The sequence below is a fragment of the Streptomyces sp. NPDC050211 genome (genome assembly GCF_040656035.1).
Taxonomy (GTDB): domain Bacteria; phylum Actinomycetota; class Actinomycetes; order Streptomycetales; family Streptomycetaceae; genus Streptomyces.
Genome location: NZ_JBFALC010000021.1, coordinates 64,758 through 81,901, shown reverse-complemented (window position 1 = coordinate 81,901; position 17,144 = coordinate 64,758). Strand labels below are relative to the sequence as shown.

At 70.9% G+C, this 17,144-nt stretch carries 11 protein-coding genes, 2 tRNA genes, 1 other RNA gene and 1 pseudogene; 10 read left to right on the top strand and 5 right to left on the bottom strand.

What is annotated here, in order from left to right:
* Window positions 1-44: 44 nt before the first annotated feature.
* Complete coding sequence (locus AB0I98_RS22010; RefSeq protein ID WP_362944215.1) at window positions 45-1,133, bottom strand: hypothetical protein; 1,089 nt, start codon at window positions 1,131-1,133, stop codon at window positions 45-47.
* A 15-nt stretch (window positions 1,134-1,148) separates the two neighbouring features.
* Here AB0I98_RS22010 and AB0I98_RS22005 point away from each other — a divergent pair, with 15 nt between their 5' ends.
* From AB0I98_RS22005 to AB0I98_RS21990, 4 genes and pseudogenes are all read left to right on the top strand, one after another.
* Complete coding sequence (locus tag AB0I98_RS22005) at window positions 1,149-1,562, top strand: hypothetical protein (RefSeq protein ID WP_362944213.1); 414 nt, start codon at window positions 1,149-1,151, stop codon at window positions 1,560-1,562.
* Window positions 1,563-1,699: 137 nt separating this feature from the next.
* Window positions 1,700-2,641, top strand: coding sequence for an aminoglycoside phosphotransferase family protein (locus AB0I98_RS22000; RefSeq protein ID WP_362944211.1), 942 nt, complete (start codon window positions 1,700-1,702; stop codon window positions 2,639-2,641).
* 532 nt (window positions 2,642-3,173) lie between these two features.
* Window positions 3,174-3,908: pseudogene (locus tag AB0I98_RS21995) on the top strand (nuclear transport factor 2 family protein); the annotation flags it as partial.
* 95 nt (window positions 3,909-4,003) lie between these two features.
* The gene (locus tag AB0I98_RS21990; RefSeq protein WP_362944209.1) at window positions 4,004-5,449 is read left to right on the top strand and encodes a hypothetical protein; all 1,446 of its coding nucleotides are present in this window, start codon (window positions 4,004-4,006) and stop codon (window positions 5,447-5,449) included.
* 657 nt (window positions 5,450-6,106) lie between these two features.
* Here AB0I98_RS21990 and AB0I98_RS21985 read toward each other — a convergent pair.
* A tRNA-Ser gene (locus tag AB0I98_RS21985) sits at window positions 6,107-6,194 on the bottom strand.
* 72 nt (window positions 6,195-6,266) lie between these two features.
* Between AB0I98_RS21985 and ffs the strand changes: the two genes are divergently transcribed.
* The 6 genes from ffs to AB0I98_RS21955 all read left to right on the top strand — a co-directional run bounded on the left by ffs (window position 6,267) and on the right by AB0I98_RS21955 (window position 15,161).
* Window positions 6,267-6,365, top strand: an RNA gene (ffs, locus tag AB0I98_RS21980) — signal recognition particle sRNA small type.
* Between the two features lie 57 nt (window positions 6,366-6,422).
* Window positions 6,423-8,801 (top strand): DNA polymerase III subunit gamma and tau, encoded by a 2,379-nt coding sequence (locus AB0I98_RS21975; RefSeq protein WP_362944207.1) that lies wholly within the window; start codon window positions 6,423-6,425, stop codon window positions 8,799-8,801.
* Between the two features lie 143 nt (window positions 8,802-8,944).
* On the top strand, window positions 8,945-10,195 hold the full coding sequence (gene purD, locus AB0I98_RS21970; protein WP_362944205.1) for a phosphoribosylamine--glycine ligase: 1,251 nt from the start codon (window positions 8,945-8,947) through the stop codon (window positions 10,193-10,195).
* Between the two features lie 354 nt (window positions 10,196-10,549).
* Window positions 10,550-12,421 carry a hypothetical protein gene (locus tag AB0I98_RS21965; protein ID WP_362944203.1) on the top strand — a complete coding sequence of 624 codons (1,872 nt, stop codon included), beginning with the start codon at window positions 10,550-10,552 and terminating at the stop codon, window positions 12,419-12,421.
* Window positions 12,422-12,693: 272 nt separating this feature from the next.
* Complete coding sequence (locus tag AB0I98_RS21960) at window positions 12,694-14,190, top strand: N,N-dimethylformamidase beta subunit family domain-containing protein (RefSeq protein WP_362944201.1); 1,497 nt, start codon at window positions 12,694-12,696, stop codon at window positions 14,188-14,190.
* A 71-nt stretch (window positions 14,191-14,261) separates the two neighbouring features.
* The gene (locus tag AB0I98_RS21955) at window positions 14,262-15,161 is read left to right on the top strand and encodes a phosphoribosylaminoimidazolesuccinocarboxamide synthase (RefSeq protein WP_362944199.1); all 900 of its coding nucleotides are present in this window, start codon (window positions 14,262-14,264) and stop codon (window positions 15,159-15,161) included.
* Between the two features lie 45 nt (window positions 15,162-15,206).
* Here the strand turns inward: AB0I98_RS21955 and AB0I98_RS21950 are convergent.
* The 3 genes from AB0I98_RS21950 to AB0I98_RS21940 form a co-directional block, all read right to left on the bottom strand.
* Window positions 15,207-15,279, bottom strand: a tRNA-Gly gene (locus AB0I98_RS21950).
* 23 nt (window positions 15,280-15,302) lie between these two features.
* Entirely contained in the window at window positions 15,303-15,911 is a 609-nt protein-coding gene (locus tag AB0I98_RS21945; RefSeq protein WP_362944197.1) for a response regulator transcription factor, read from the bottom strand.
* Complete coding sequence (locus AB0I98_RS21940; protein ID WP_362944195.1) at window positions 15,908-17,131, bottom strand: histidine kinase; 1,224 nt, start codon at window positions 17,129-17,131, stop codon at window positions 15,908-15,910. The genes AB0I98_RS21945 and AB0I98_RS21940 overlap by 4 nt, the downstream gene beginning before the upstream one ends.
* Between the last annotated feature and the right edge of the window lie 13 nt (window positions 17,132-17,144).

Below are 17,144 nucleotides of genomic sequence, written 5' to 3'. Positions count from 1 at the left end.
ACCATCCCCTTCTCGTATAGCCCATGCGAGGGGCGAAGACGCGCTCAGCGTCTCTGTTCCCTCTCGCCCGTGAAACCGGCTGTCATCCCTACGGCTCCGACCAGGGAGGCAAGCGCGAGCAGCAGGGCGATCGAGTTCTGGGCGGCGGTGTGCCCGCTGAGCCGCACCAGGAAGACGTCGGCGTTCAACTCCTGACCGTCCACACCGGGCTCGTGCTCGTGCGATGTCACAGACGTGTGGAAATGGGATAACCGTCGCCGAAGGTGGGCGATTCGAGTGAAGGAGGAGTCGGAGAAGGTCGGCCAGGGAGGTTCGGCGGCGCCGCGCCGTAGCCGTTGTCTGCACACATGCGTGTCGTTGTTCTCCAGCGTCCACAGGAAGGGAGGGCAGAAGGTGAGCATGAAGCCGGCGAGGAGGGTGCCCACGGCCGCCCACCGCTCGGTCGCCGACGCCGGAATGTGGGTGAGGACGGTTTGCGGAAGCCAGCCGAGAGTGAGCCAGAGGACGGACAGCAGGAAGGCGTCCTGCATCACGTTGTTGGCCGGGGGATAGTCCGTCCAGTAGGCCCGCCCGCCGGCCACGTACACCGCCGAGGTGGCGGAGACGACGAGGACGAAGACCAGGACGGCGCAGCACAGCCACGCGGACAGCGACTGCCCCAGATGGGCGCTCTGACCGCCCGGCCGGATCAGGCCGGTCAAGGACCAGTAGGTGGTCACCCCCACGGCGAGGGCGACGGATGCCACGGCGGACCGGGAGGCGGGCGTCGGCTTCCCGACATGCAGCCAGACTCCGTTGCCCAGCATGCCCTCCGTCGCGAACAGCGCGATCATGACTGCCTGCACCGCCGCCAGGCCGTTGAACGCGCCCTCGTGTGCGACGCCGGTACCCACGACGACGGACACGAGCGTGCCGCCGACGGTGCACACCCAAGCCGGTGTGTCCGTCCTCGGCGGTGCTTCTCTGCGCTCCCAGTCCTGATGCGGCCTGAAGGCGGTGGACAGGGCCTTGGCGATCAGGGCGGCCACCAGGACGGCGATTCCCACGGCACTGAACACGACGATCCACCGGAGCCCCGCGCCGCCCGGGTGCCACCCCAGCGACGGAGCCAGGGAAATGGAGAGCACGAGCATTCATGGATCTTGCCGATGCTGCTGGTGCTCTGCGGCTCAGTCCTTGCGGCTGGCCTGATCGTCAGCGGGACCCCCGGCACCACCGCGGCCCTCCTGCTGGTCTTTGTGCTGCTCGCAGGCGTGAACTCGCCTCTGATCTTCCCGAGGTCGACCGGCGCGTTGGAGGCACAACGCCGCAGTGCGGTCGACGGCCGGCCGGTCGTCTTCTGGCGACCCGGCTGCAAATACTGCATCCGACTGCGCATCCGGCTGGGCCGCAGCGCCCGCCAGGTGCACTGGGTCGACATCTGGCGCGACCCGGCTGGAGCTGCAGCGGCGAGGGCAGCCAACGACGGTAACGAGACCGTGCGGACCGTCATCGTGGCGGGCCAGCCGCACAGCAACCCCGATCCTGCATGGGTGCGCGAGCAACTCTCCCGTTCCACGTAATCGGGACGCAGTCGAGGTTGAAAGACAAGCTCAGAACCTGCTGCTGAAGAAGGCATGCCAGGCGTTCTCCGTCGACGCTCTCCGCACCGCCCCTATTTCGCTCGCGACGTCCGCCCTGGCACATCTACGGTTTCAGCGTGTCCGCTACCACAGCGCTGCCGCCGGCGATGGCCGAGGAACTCCTGCATCCCGTCCTTCCCACTGCGTCCGTCGGGGAGATCGTTCTGCGTACTGGCGGGGAGCTGAGCACGATCTTCGAGATCCGGTTCGTCGGGGCGGCCGAGCCGGTCGTCATCAAGATCTATGACGATCAATGGCGCTGGAAACAGGAGAAGGAGATCTACGTCTACCAGCTGCTTCGGCAGCACGGTGTCGGGCCGGTGCCTGCCGTGTTGCACCATGGGGACGCCGACAACGCGCTGGGGCGCTGCTACACGGTGATGACGATGCTCAGGGGCCGGCCGTTGTCCGCCGTCAGCCACGCGCTCGACAGGGCATCGCTGCGGGAGATCTACCGTCAGATCGGGGGCTGCATGGCTGCCGTCCACCAGATCCCGCAGGCCGCCTACGGATACCTCACCACGCGGGTTCTGGATCCCGAGCCGACGAACACCGCCTATATGACACGGCAGTTCCACAAGAAGCTCAGGGAGTACGCCGATCACGGGGGCGATGCGGCGCTCGCGACGGCCATCGAAGCGAAGGTCGCTCGGCAGGCCGAGCTGCTCGGCGCGTGCCGGCATGCCGTGCTGTGCCACAACGACTTCCACGAGGGCAACGTCCTGGTCGCCGAGGACAGCGGCGGATGGCAGGTCAGCGGCTTCATCGACGTGGAGAACGCGATCGCCGCGGATCCACTGATGGACGTGGCCAAGACCGACTACTACTCCGTCCACGACGACCAGGACAAGCGCGAAGCGCTGTGCGACGGCTACGACACGCTGCCCGCCGACTGGAGCGAGCGCGTCGGCCTCTACCGCCTCTATCACGCTCTGGAGCTGTGGGACTGGTTCGCCTCCATCGGCAACACGGCGCCGCTGGAGGGCATCACCGACGACATCCGGCGAATGACGACCTGATCTTGGGTACTGAATACAGGTTCCGGACCACCGGCACCTCGCCGAAGAAGCACGACACCTTGCCGACGACCGCCCCACCGGAACACCCCGCGGTGGGGCGTCACCGTCAGAGTTCATCGGCATCGTGAACGCCGCCTTCGTCGGCATTTCAACGCCGGGCAACTCCGCGGTGCCCCTCTGCCTTGGCCTTGGCAGAGGGGCACAGGCGTATGTGCCGGATCACCGTGCTTTGCGGAGCTGGTCGTCTCGGCTCGGCGACGGCCGGGTGGTACGCCCGTTGCAGGGTGGGAGGGGAAATCGACGTTCGGGCGAGCGGTACAGACGAAGGAGCTGTGACGGCGGCCTTTGCTGCGGCTTGTGCACAGGCTGTGGATCGCGCGAAGGATCCAGGTAAGTACGGCGACGGCGAGAGCGGTAGTCGCTGCTGAATGGGTGGGCTGTACCGGGAACGGTGCAGCCCACCGGCCGTTACGGGGCCGTAGACGTGCCGTGGGTGTGGTGTTGACGGCTGCTCGGTGTGCCTCGCGCCGCTCGGCGCGTGGACGACGCCTCCACCGCCGCCGCGCTCAAGCTGGTCGCCAACAACAGTCTTGCGGGCGCTGTCCTTGCGCTGCGTGACGTACGGGGGCAGGCCGACGCCCTCGGCCTGCCCCCGTACCCAGACGCTGGACGTCCTCCAACTCGGCCAGCTCGGCGGGCTCGTGGCCCGCAAGCGACGCTTCCTGCTCGGCGAGCCGCCCGACCCGTCTGGACCGCCCGAGCCGCCCGCCGCCACGGCCGAATTCATCGGTGCGCTGGCCAAGGGCATGGCCTTGCTGGCAGCCGCGTCGGACGCCCCCTTGCGCGGCCCAACGGGCCTGGCTGACCCCCAGTTGACCTTGAGGCCGATATCGCCGTCGCCGCCACCGCCCCCGCGGCGGAGGACGCCGTACTCGAACCACTCCGCGCCTACATCCGCGAACACGCCACCGGCGAGCCCACCCACATCCGTGACGCGTTTCTGCCCAACTCCCACATCGAGGGGATCCGGGACGGCGTGTTCGTCTCCTGGCGCCTGGACGAGTACTGCGGTTTCTTCCAGGGCCGACCAGCACCGGACGAACCGACCCGCTCCCGCCGTATCGACGCCGTCGATGTCCACGGCAGCGACGCGACCGCGACCATGATGCTCTCGCAAGGTGCGGACACCTTCACCGACATCTTCCTGCTGGTCCGCGCCGACGACGGCTGGCGCATCGCCAACAAGTCTTACCACCGGCACTCCTGAGAGACCGGCACTGCTGAGAGAGCGGGAGGGGTCCCGGTGGGTCGGTCGCATCATGTGGGTACCAGACTCGTTCAGCGCCGCGCCGGGGGACCCCGATGAACGACCCAACGCCCGCCCCGCCCGCCCCGCCCGTCGTACCGGAGCCCCCATCCGCGGGGACCGGGACGTACGACCCGTGGGCCGTCGCCCTGGGTAATGCCTCTCTGCTCGGCGTCGGCTATCTGATCTTGCGGCGGCGTGGGTTCGCCGCCGTCGCCCTGGCCGTCACGTTCGTCCTCGCCCTCCGACTCGGCTCGACCGCCTCGCCGTCGTACGAGATCGCGATGGTGGTGTGGTGGGCGGCCGTCATCGTCCACGGGTGGTTCCTGGCCCGCCGAGGAGCCGGGGCCCGGCGGGGCTCCAGGCTCGGGCAGTGGCTGGTCGCCCTCGGTGTCACGCTGCCGGTGCTGCTGGGCGTGGTGTTCCTGCGCGTCGACGCGGCCGGGATCGAGCGGAGTGTCTCCGAGGCCCGCGAACGCGGCGACTGCGCGGAAGTGGCCCGGGCGCAGGACCGGGTGTCGTACGGGCACCGGCTCGCCGATGCACCGCTGACCGCCGACGGCGACGAGGTCGTACGGACCTGTGACCGACTGGCGGTGGCCCAGGGCGAGCTGAACGTCGCACTGGTCGGCGACACCGCCGCCCTGCGGCAAGGCTTCCGCACCCTCGCCTCGGTCCTCGCGGAACCCGGTGACGAGAAAGCGGTCGAAGCGACGCTGGACGAGTTCCTCGACGACCTGCCCCACGCCGACGCCTGCGACGCCGTCACCGTCATCGACTGGCTCAACGGCCGCAAACTCGGTGACGACCTGCTGGACCGGTCCGCCGGCACGGCCCAGCGGGTCGCGCCCGCCGCTCTCGTCGGGTGCGGTGACGACCTCATGCGGGAGAGCAAGTGGAAGGACGCCCGGACGCGCTACGAGCGGCTCCTCGACCAGTACCCGGACGACGACCTGACGGGCAGGGCGGGCAAGGGAGTCAAGAAGGCGACGCAGAACATCGAGCTGGACACCGTACGCGGCCTGCTCGCGGCCGAGGACTACGAGCAGCCCGAGTACTGCTCCCACCCGGTGAAGTACAGCGGCGCCGGGCGCGTCGGCAAGGGCGTCAACCGCGCGCTGTTTCCCGGCGACGACGAGTACGCCGGCCAACTCCCCGCTTCCTGGCGCGCCGACGCCGTCGAGGACGCCGTCCTGGTGGTCTGCGTCGGCGACGGCACCTTCGGCTCCGCCGTCCGGACCTGCCCGTACGAGTACGGCTCCGACTCCGTCACCAACGTGACCTTCCACAAGATCGCGATGCCGGTGAAGGTCTACGAACTGCGCACCGGCAAGCTCGTCACCAACCGCAAAATCCAGATCGACGGCTCCAGTTGCCCTCCGTCCGTCTCGTACTACGAGTACGGCTACGACAGCGACGACTCGGGTCCGGATCCGGACGACTACGTCCAGGAGTCCAAGTCCGACGTACGGGACGCGTTCCGGCCCCTGGTCGTCCGTTGAGCCCCTGATCGTCCGTTGAGGCAACGGCGCCCTACCCCGAGACCCTCGGCACACCTCCCTTGCGGCCGATGTTGAAGGCGATGCGGTACACGTCCGGCAGGTCGATGCGGCCGTCGCGGCGGGGGCGCATCACGCCGAGGACGATCAGCTCCTCACGCGTCGACGGCGGGCCGACCGAGGCGACGAAGATGCCGGAGCCTCTCGGATTCCGGCGTTCTGGGTGTTCTGGGCACAGCGGGGCACTGCGTCGAGGTAGCGCTTGATGCCGGACGCCAGGCGGAGCTTGTCCGGGGTGCCCGGGAACTCTCGAATCGCCTGCAGGAGCCTTCGGCCTGCTTGCCACCGTCCAGTCGCTGGGCAATCTCGCGGCCAGCGCTGTCGCGGGAATTCTGTGGACGGCAATCTCGCAGAGTGCCGCTTTCGCCTATCTCGCCGCCTGGATGGTCCTGGCCTTGGCGGGCCTGCTCCTCGCGGCACGCTCTCGGCCAGCAGCCAGTGCCGAGTAGAACCACTGTTACTGATCGCTGTGCCACGGCACCGTTCGCCGAGGTCCGCCCCGGTCTCATCGCGCCAACTGAGACCAAAACTGAGACCACACACGACGAAGGGCCCCACCGCGAACGGTGGGGCCCTTCGACATCGTGCCCGGTGAGGCACTGGCGGAGGATACGAGATTCGAACTCGTGAGGGGTTGCCCCCAACACGCTTTCCAAGCGTGCGCCCTAGGCCTCTAGGCGAATCCTCCGCCGCAAACAATACAAGACGTTGAGGAGTGCTCGCGAACTCGTTCCCCCTGGCCGGCATCGGGTACTGTGGGCGCAGCCCCTCACGCGGCGCTATCTGACTGAACTCCCCCAGGGCCGGAAGGCAGCAAGGGTAGGTTGGCTCTGGCGGGTGCGTGGGGGGCGCTTGCGTTGCCCGGGCGACCGGCGGGCGGGGCTCGATGTCAGTGGGCGCCTATAACCTCGTATGCGTGTCGTCTCTTGCGCTGTACCGCCGCTATCGCCCGGAGTCGTTCGCCGAGGTCATCGGGCAGGAGCATGTAACCGACCCGCTGCAGCAGGCGCTGCGGAACAACCGGGTCAATCACGCGTACCTGTTCAGCGGTCCGCGCGGATGCGGCAAGACGACGAGCGCGCGGATTCTGGCGCGGTGCCTGAACTGCGAGCAGGGGCCCACGCCCACCCCGTGCGGTGAGTGCCAGTCCTGCCGGGATCTTGCGCGGAACGGGCCCGGTTCCATCGATGTCATCGAGATCGACGCCGCTTCGCACGGTGGTGTCGATGATGCGCGTGACCTGCGGGAGAAGGCCTTCTTCGGCCCGGCCGGCAGCCGCTACAAGATCTACATCATCGACGAGGCCCACATGGTCACGTCGGCCGGTTTCAACGCGCTGCTGAAGGTCGTCGAGGAGCCGCCGGAGCACCTCAAGTTCATCTTCGCCACCACCGAGCCCGAGAAGGTCATCGGGACGATCCGGTCGCGGACCCATCACTATCCGTTCCGGCTCGTTCCGCCGGGGACGCTGAGGGAGTACCTCGGCGAGGTGTGCGGGCGGGAGAACATCCCCGTCGAGGACGGTGTGCTGCCGCTGGTGGTGCGCGCCGGAGCCGGGTCCGTGCGTGACTCCATGTCCGTCATGGACCAGCTCCTCGCCGCGGCCGGTGCCGACGGTGTGACGTATGCCATGGCCATCTCGCTGCTCGGCTACACGGACACCTCGCTGCTCGACTCCGTAGTCGAGGCCTTCACCACAGGCGACGGGGCCGCCGCCTTCGAGGTCGTCGACCGCATCATCGAGGGCGGCAACGACCCGCGTCGCTTCGTCGCCGATCTGCTGGAGCGGCTGCGGGATCTCGTGATCCTCGCCGCCGTTCCGGATGCGGTGGAGAAGGGGCTCATCGATGCCCCCGCCGACGTGCTCGAGCGGATGCAGGCCCAGGCCGGCACCTTCGGCGCCGCCGAACTCAGCCGCGCCGCCGACCTCGTCAACGAAGGCCTGACCGAGATGCGGGGCGCCACCTCACCCCGACTCCAGCTCGAACTGATCTGCGCGCGCGTGATGCTGCCCGCCGCGTACGGGGACGAGCGGTCAGTCATGGCCCGCCTCGACCGGCTCGAGCGCGGCGTGAACTTCTCGGCCGGGGGCGGGGCGCCCGCCATGGGATACGTGCCCGGGCCCGAGGCGCACGCGGGTGCGGGTGCGGGGACGGGGGCCATGAGTGCTGCGGCTCCTCCGGTTCCTCCGGGGGGCGGGGCCGCTGCGGCTCGGGCTGCGGTGCGGGGCTCCGGCTCCGGGCCCGGCTCCGGTGGTTCTGGGGCGGGTTCGGTGGGTGCGAACGATCCGGACAGTGGTACGACGTCGGCGGCCGGGGCGGTTCCGCCTGCCGCCGTCGGTCCGGGTGGCGGACCTTCCGGTGGCGGTCAGCCGCAGTACGGCCAGCAGCCGCAGCAGGCCCAGCCGCCGCAGACTCAGAAACAGCCGCATCAGAGCCAACAGCCTCAGCAGCCCCAGCCTGGCCAGGGCGCACCCAGCCCTGCCCCCGGCTCCACCCCCGGCGCCTGGCCCACCACCACTCCCGCCGGCGGCGGCCGACGCCCCGGCGGCTGGCCCACGGCGACCCCGGCGGGCGGTGGCCAGCCCGCAGCCGCCGGCACACCCGCACCTGCGCCCACGCCGCCGTCACCGCCCACCCCACACACCGCCACCCCCGCATCCACCCCGGCACCCGGCGGCCTCGACCCCCGCATGCTCTGGCCCAACATCCTCGAGACCGTCAAGAACCGCCGTCGCTTCACCTGGATCCTGCTCAGCCAGAACGCCCAGGTGGTCGGCTTCGACGGCACCACCCTCCAGCTCGGCTTCGTCAACGCCGGTGCCCGGGACAACTTCGCCAGCAGCGGCAGCGAGGACGTGCTGCGACAGGCGCTGGCCGAGCAGTTCAACGTCCAGTGGAAGATCGAGGCCGTCGTCGACCCGTCGGGCGGCTCGGCACCCCCACAGCCATCCAGTTCCTCCGGTCCCTCCGGCTTCAACGGCGGCGGTGGCTACGGGGGTGGAGGCAGCGCCGGTGGAAGTGGTCAGGGCGGCAGCGGAGCTACGACGCCCCCGCGCCCGGCGTCCCCCCAGCCCCCACCCACCTCGCCAGCGCCCACCCCGGCTCCTGCCGCCCCTGCACCCCGGCCCTCGTCCTCACCCGCGTCGTCCACTCCGGAGCCACCCCCCGTCTCCCCCGAGGACGACACCCCGGAGGACGACGACCCGGACCTCGACGAGTCGGCCCTCTCCGGCCACGAACTCATCGTGAAGGAGCTGGGGGCGACGGTGGTGGAGGAGTTCACGAACGAGTAGGGAACGGGTCGGGGCCGTCTCCCGGAGACCGACGGTCAGGACAAGCACGCACCGGTACCTCGGAGGATCCTCCAACCGAACAACCCCCCGCCCCTCAGCAACCCGCACAATTCACGCAGCCCCCCGCCGGTTAGGCTGACCCCGTGAAGGTCCTCGTCATCGGAAACGGCGCCCGCGAACACGCCCTGTGCCGTTCCCTGTCCCTCGATCCCGACGTCACCGCGCTGCACTGCGCCCCCGGCAACGCCGGTATCGCCGAGGTCGCCGAGCTGCACCAGGTGGACGCCCTGGACGGCACGGCCGTATCCGCGCTGGCTATCGAGCTCGGCGCCGACCTGGTCGTCGTAGGCCCGGAGGCGCCGCTTGTCGCGGGGGTCGCCGATGCTGTGCGTGAGGCGGGGATTCCGGTCTTCGGCCCGTCCAAGGAGGCCGCGCAGCTGGAGGGTTCCAAGGCCTTCGCGAAGGAGGTCATGGCGGGGGCCGGCGTGCCTACGGCCAGGTCGTACGTGTGCACCACGCCCGCGGAGGTCGACGAGGCGCTCGACGCCTTCGGCGCACCGTATGTCGTGAAGGACGACGGGCTCGCGGCCGGCAAGGGCGTCGTCGTCACCGGCGACATCGAGGCGGCCGCGGCGCACGCCAACGCCTGTGAGCGCGTCGTCATCGAGGAGTACCTGGACGGCCCCGAGGTCTCCCTCTTCGCGGTCACCGACGGCGTGACGGTCGTCCCGCTCCAGCCCGCCCAGGACTTCAAGCGCGCCCTGGACGGCGACGAGGGCCCGAACACCGGCGGCATGGGCGCGTACTCCCCGCTGCCCTGGGCCGACCCGAAGCTGGTCGACGAGGTCATGCAGACCGTGCTCCAGCCCACCGTCGACGAGATGCGCCGGCGCGGCACCCCCTTCTCCGGCCTGCTGTACGCCGGTCTCGCGATCACCGGCCGGGGCGTACGGGTCATCGAGTTCAACGCCCGCTTCGGCGACCCCGAGACCCAGGTCGTCCTCGCCCGCCTCAAGACCCCGCTGGCCGGTGTCCTGCTGGCCGCGGCGCACGGCACTCTCGACGTCCTCGAGCCCCTGCGCTGGAGCGACGACGCCGCGGTCACCGTGGTCGTCGCCTCGCACAACTACCCCGCGACCCCGCGCACCGGCGACCCGATCACCGGCCTCGACGAGGTGGCCGCGCAGGACGCCCCGCACGCGTACGTCCTGCACGCCGGGACGAAGCGCGCCGGCGACGCGATCGTCAGCGCGGGTGGCCGTGTCCTCTCCGTCACGGCCACCGGCAAGAACCTCACCGAGGCCCGCGACCGCGCCTACCAGGCCGTCTCCCGCATCCACCTCGACGGCTCCCAGCACCGCACGGACATCGCGGCGAAGGTGGCGGGCGCGTAAGCCATCAGCGGCGGCCGGGCACCCAAAACCCGGTCACCGACCAACCCCTCAGGCCTCGAATCCGTCTATGGATTCGGGGCCTGATCGTCGCTGTCCGTCATCCACCTTTCCCCAAAGCCATTCCATCGAGTGACCGGTGGCCCATACCGCTGACGAGGGCCGGGGCCCCAACTAGGGTGCGGCGCAAGCGTTCCGGCACTTGGCCCACCGGCATTGCGATGTCGGTGGTGGGTGCCACAGTGGGGGAGTGAGCAACGCCAGGGCAGTCGGCGGCGACCACGGTGACGGGCACCGTCACGGCGGGCGCCGCACCTGCCGCCGTTCGGGACAGTAGGGAGGGGGTGACGACCGATCATGACCGGTATGGGTGGGGAGGCCGGCACACAGTCCGCGCGCTCCAGGGCTCTCGCCGTGCTGCACATCCGCAGCCGGGCGCTGGCCGTCGCACTGCTGCCCGCGGCACTCGCCGTGGTGTTGCTGGCCGGCGCGTCCACCGGCCATCTCGTGGGCGCGGGCTGGCACACCACGCGCTGGATCGTCACGCCGCTCGCCGTGCTGGTGCTGCTCGCGGCCGGCGTTATCGCGCTGGTCGTCGCCCGTTCCCGCCCCGCGGTGAGCCCGACGGTCCCGATCGGCGAGGAGTCGGCGCCGGATCTGTATCGCATGGTGCGCGACCTCGCCGAACGCCTCGACGTCCCGGCCCCCTCCGCCATAGCGCTCACACCGGACTGCGACAGCTGGCTGGAGGACCGTGCGCATCTGTCCCACGGCCCGCCCCCTCCGGAGGACGGTGACGAAATAGCGGGCCTGGGCAGACACGCCCACCGCCGCAGCGCCACAGCCCCCGTCCTCGTCATCGGCTCCCCGTTCCTGTGGTGGATGCGCGTCGGCGAACTGCGCGCGGTCCTCGCCCCGGTCGTCGCCGGTACGGGCCCGTCGGCGCACCCCGACATAGCGGCGGCCCGCCGTTTCGTACGGGGTCTGGACGCGGCGGTGGCGGTCACCTCGGCGCCCCATCGCGGGCCCGTGGCGCGCACGGTGCTCGCGGGAGTGGGCTGGGTGGCGCGGGTGCTGCTGCGCAGCTGCCGGGGGCATGCGGCCGAGATGGAGAGGGGCGTGGCCGCCGCGGCCGCCGAGCGTGCACAGGCTGTGGATTACGGACTGCGGATCGTCGCGCAGGAGCAGGTCGGGCTGGCGTACGCGGGCTGGGACCGGCTGCTGACCCGGGTCGCGCTGCCCGCCTGGCGGATGGGGCGCTGGCCGTCCCGGCTGGACGCGGGCGTCGTGGCCGCGCTGACCGAGCTGTCCCGCCGCGACCGGCTGGCCGAGGGCTTCGCCTCGCGGCTGGGCGAGCGCCCCGCCTGTGACCTGCTCGAAGAGCCCGGCGCGGTGGACGAGGCCGCCTCACTCCTCGCCGCCCGCCTCTTCCACCGTGGCCCCGCCGAGCCCGGCCCGGACTGGTCCCCGGTCGACTGGCAGGAGTACCCGGAGGAGGTCGTCGACCGCAAATGGCGCACCGACGCGGCCCGCCTCCACCGCGTCCTCGACGCCCTCGGCGTCCGCCGCACCCCCGGCCACACCACCCCAGAAGCCCACGGCCCCACCCTCGCCCGCGTCCTCGACCACCTGTCGGCCACACCGACCGCCGACGCCGACGCGCGCCCCGGCCCCGATGTCAGCCCCGGCGCCGACACCGACGCGCGCCCCGGCCCCGACACCAGCGCCAGCCCCAACACCGTCACTCGCCCCAACACCGACGTCGGCCCCAGCCCCGACGCCCGCCCCAACCCCAACGTCAGCCCCGACACAGACGCCGACAACGACCGCACCTCAGCCCTCGCCGCAGGCCTCACCACCGAACTGGCCCGGGAGGAAGCCGCGACCCCCGCCGACCGAAAGGCGTCCTCGACCGCCGGCCAGGGCCCGGACACCGCCCTCTGGGACGACGGCACGCTCCCGCTCTTCCCGCTGCAGCCGCCCCGCACCGCCCGCGAACTGCTCGCCGACCACGTCACGGCGATGGTGTGCTGCGCCGCGATGGACACCGCGGGGGCGACTCCCGGCCTCGACTGGCTCGACGGCCCGTCCCTCATCGTCAACGGCGAGCGCGCCGCCGATCTGACCCCCAGAGTCCTCAGCCTGATCGAGGACGGCGACCCGGCCCCGCTGCGGGCCTGGCTGGTGGAGTCGGGGATACGCCCGGAGAAGCCGGTCCGCCTCGTCTGACGAACCGAACGGACCGGACGGGCCGTACGGACCTGACGGACCCGACCGGAGGCCAGCCCCCGGACGCCGTTGGAGCCCAAACCCGGCCGGAAGCTCGGATTCCACTTTCGGCCAATTCGCAACGAATAGTGACAGCCTGCGTGCGTTATGTGATGTGCTGGGACCGATCGCGCCCATGGCAAGGGCTTGCGACATAAGACAGGCACACGAGGCACGCACAGGACGTACGCACAGGACGTACGAACGCGGGGGCACAAGGGAGGGGAGCGATCATGGCGTCGCAGCAGATTCGCCGCTGGGAGTCGGGCGCGCTGGCGCACGCGGTGACGGACCCCTTCGGCCAGGGCCCCGTCCCCTGGCTGCGCGGCAGCGAGACCTACTTCGACGACACCGGCCAGGTCGTCCCCTGGTATGTGGACCCCAGCCCCGCGCAGTCGACCGAGAACCCCCGCGTCCCCGCCCCGCGTTCGGCCACCGGCGGCGGCCCGCGCGCCGCCGACGACGTCAAGCGCCAGATCAAGGGCTTCGCCTCCACCGGCGCGGTCGCCCCCGGCGAGGCCATCGACTTCCACATCACCGTCGACCCGCCCCAGGAATTCAGCGTCGACGTCTACCGCATCGGCCACTACGGCGGCGACGGCGCGGCCAAGATCACCACCAGCCCCCGCCTGTCCGGCATCGTCCAGCCACCCCCGCTCACCGCCGACCGGACCGTCTCCTGCCACCACTGGTGGCTGTCCTGGCGGCTGCAGATCCCCTCCTACTGGAGCATCGGCGCCTATGTCGCCGTCCTCACCACCGCCGACGGCTACCGCTCCCACGTGCCCTTCACGGTCCGCGACAACCACCCCGCGGATCTGCTGCTTCTCCTGCCCGACATCACCTGGCAGGCCTACAACCTCTACCCGGAGGACGGCCGCACCGGCGCCAGCCTCTACCACGCCTGGGACGAGCAGGGCCGCCTGCTGGGCGAGGCCGACGCCGCGACCACGGTCTCCTTCGACCGCCCGTACGCCGGCGCGGGCCTCCCCCTCCACGTCGGCCACGCCTACGACTTCATCCGCTGGGCCGAGCGCTACGGCTACGACCTCGCCTACGCCGACGCCCGCGACCTGCACGCCGGCCTGGTCGACCCCGCCCGCTACCGGGGCCTGGTCTTCCCCGGCCACGACGAGTACTGGTCGCCGGCCATGCGCCGCACCACGGAACTCGCCCGCGAGCAGGGCACCTCCCTGGTCTTCCTCTCCGCCAACACCATGTACTGGCAAGTGGAGTTGGGCCCGTCCCCGTCCGGCGTCCCCGACCGCCTGCTCACCTGCCGCAAACGGAAAGGACCGGGCAGGCCGGTCCTCTGGCGCGAGATCGACCGCCCCGAGCAGCAACTCGTCGGCATCCAGTACGCGGGCCGCGTCCCCGAGCCGCACCCCCTGATCGTCCGCAACGCCGAGCACTGGCTGTGGGAGGCGACCGGCGCGCACGAGGGCGACGAGATCGACGGCCTGGTCGCGGGCGAGGCCGACCGCTACTTCCCGCGCACCCCGCTCCCCGAGCACGAGAACCGCATCCTGCTCGCCCACTCCCCGTACAGCGACAGCGACGGCGCCTTACGCCACCAGGAGACCTCCCTGTACCGCGCCCCCTCGGGCGCCCTGGTGTTCGCGTCCGGAACGTTCGCCTGGTCCCCGGCTCTGGACCGCCCCGGCCACGTGGACCCCCGTATCCAGCGGGCCACGGCCAACCTCCTGGACCGCATCTGCAAACGTGACTGAACCCCCTTGTCCAAGGTCACTCCCGCATACGGGAGAATCAGCTCACTTGGACATCACCACGGGGAGGAACCGTGTCCGGATTCGTTGAAAAGCCCGAGCCCCTCCAGGTTCCGGGTCTGGTGCATCTGCACACCGGCAAGGTGCGCGACCTGTACCAGAACGAGGCGGGCGACCTCGTGATGGTCGCCAGCGACCGCATCTCCGCGTACGACTGGGTGTTGCCGACAGAGATCCCCGACAAGGGCCGTGTCCTCACCCAGCTCTCCCTGTGGTGGTTCGACCAGGTCGCCGACCTGATCCCCAACCACGTCCTGAGCACCGACCTGCCCGCCGGCGCCCCCGCCGCATGGGAAGGCCGCACCCTCATCTGCAAGGCCCTCCAGATGATCCCCGTCGAGAGCGTGGCCCGCGGCTACCTCACCGGCTCGGGCCTCGCCGAGTACAACGAGTCCCGCACCGTCTGCGGCCTCGCCCTCCCCGAGGGGCTGAGCGACGGCTCGGAGCTCCCCGCCCCGATCTTCACCCCCGCCACCAAGGCGGCCGTCGGCGAGCACGACGAGAACGTGTCGTACGAGGAGGTCGCCCGCCAGGTCGGCGCCGACACCGCCGCCCGGCTGCGCCAGGCCACCCTCGCCGTCTACACCCGCGGCCGCGCCATCGCCCGGGACCGCGGGATCATCCTGGCGGACACCAAGTTCGAGTTCGGCTTCGACGACGGCAACCTGGTCCTCGCCGACGAGGTCCTCACCCCGGACTCCTCCCGCTTCTGGCCGGCCGACCAGTGGCAGCCGGGGCGCCCGCAGCCGTCGTACGACAAGCAGTTCGTGCGTGACTGGCTGACCTCGCCGGAGTCCGGCTGGGACCGCAAGAGCGAGCAGCCGCCGCCCGCGCTGCCGCAGCACGTGGTGGACGCGACCCGCGCCAAGTACGTGGAGGCGTACGAGCGGCTGACGGGCACGAGCTGGGCGTGAACGCGGAAGACCCCGGTCGGAGGAACCGACCGGGGTCTCACACAGAGCGGACGACGAGGCTCGAACTCGCGACCTCAACCTTGGCAAGGTTGCGCTCTACCAACTGAGCTACGTCCGCACTGCGCCGTGGCGCGAGAGCAACTATACCCAACCTCGCTCACGCGCGAGCCGTACCGCCGCATGCCGGTTCTCCGCCCCGAGCTTGGAGACGGCCGACGACAGATAGTTCCGTACGGTCCCCTGCGACAGCGCGGCCCGCTCCGCGATCTCCGATACGGGCGCCCCGTCGGCGGCGAGTTCCAGCACCTCGGCCTCGCGCGCGGTCAGCGGCGAGTCCCCGGCGGAGATCGCGTCGGCGGCCAACTCCGGGTCGACGTAACGGTTCCCGGCGTGCACCGTGCGGATGACCTCCGCGAGCCGCCGCGCGCTCACCGTCTTCGGGACGAACCCGCGTACACCGGCCGCGAGCGCCCGCTTCAGATGCCCCGGCCGACCATGACTGGTCACGATCAGCACCTGGCACTCCGGCAGTTCGGTCCGTAGCGATGTGGCGACCTTCACACCGTCGGCGCCGGGCATCTGAAGATCGAGCACGGCCACATCCGGCGCATGCGCCCGGGCCATCGCCAGCGCCTCCGGTCCGGTGGCCGCCTCGGCGACGATCAGGAGATCGTCCTCCAGCGCGAGCAGCGCGGCGAGCGCACCCCGGATGAGGTGTTCGTCGTCGGCGAGCAGCAGCCGGACGGTCATGAAGCGACCCCACTGACCACAGCCGTAGTCACCGGCACCTCGGCCACCAGCCGGAACACACCCTCCCGCACTGGTCCCGCCTCCAGCGTCCCGTCCACCGCCGCCAGCCGCTCCCGCAGCCCCGCCAGCCCCGAACCACCGGAGCCGGACGCCGTACGAGCCCCGTTGTTCTCCACGGTCAGTACCACCCGCCCCTCCCTCATCCGCACGGACACCTCACAGCGCCCGGCATCCCCATGCCGCAGCACATTCGTCGTCGCCTCACGCACCACCCACCCGAGCGCCGACTGCACGGCGACCGGCAGCCCCTCGATCGAGCCGGACACCTCGCAGTCGATCCCTGCCGCGGTCAACACCCCCCGCGCACCGGCGAGTTCGACGGACAGGTCGGACTCCCGATATCCCCGTACGACATCCCGCACCTCCCGCTGCGACTCATGCGCGATCCGCTGCACCTCGATCATCTGCTCCACGGCCTCCGGCCGCCCCCGCCGCGCCAGCTGCACGGCCAGCTCGCTCTTCAACGCGATCACCGCGAGATTCCGCCCCATCACGTCATGCAGATCCCGCCCGAAGCGGAGCCGCTCCTCGGCGACGGCGAGCCGGGCGCGGGTCTCCCGGGCGTCGCCGAGCGCGTAGACGGCGTTGAGCAGCCAGACGGAGAAGACGGACGCGAAGGCGAGGAAGCCGGACCCGGCCAGGACCGCGACGGCCGTGGCCAGCGCGGCGTCCCCGGGGGCACCCAGCAGGAGCGGCACCAGAGCGGCGCCCGCGGTGAAACCCGCCACCAGCATCAGCACACGCCACCGGCCGCGGATGCCGAGCGCGATGATGCCGACACCGAAGATCACCACCGTGCCGAAGAGACCGCCGGCCGCGGTGTCGGCGTCGGTGTCGCCTGCGCTGCGATCGGCGAGGAGCAGCGTGCCGACCGCGATCAGCGCCGTGACCACCCCCAGCGCCCACATCAGCCGCAGGGGTTGCGGGCGGCGCCCGCGTGTCCAGTCGAGCGCCCGGGCGACGGTGACCGTGCCGAGAAGGGCGTGCGCGCACACCGTCACGAACAGCCACCCCGCGAGCTGGATCCCTGTCTTGCCGAAGACGGCCAGCCCGACCGTCGCGACCTCGACCACCAGGAAGCTGTGGTACGACCACCGCGTATACGTCTCCACCTTCGCCGGTGTGCTCTTGCCCCGCCACCAGCGCTCCGGCCCCCGCATACCCTCGCTCCCG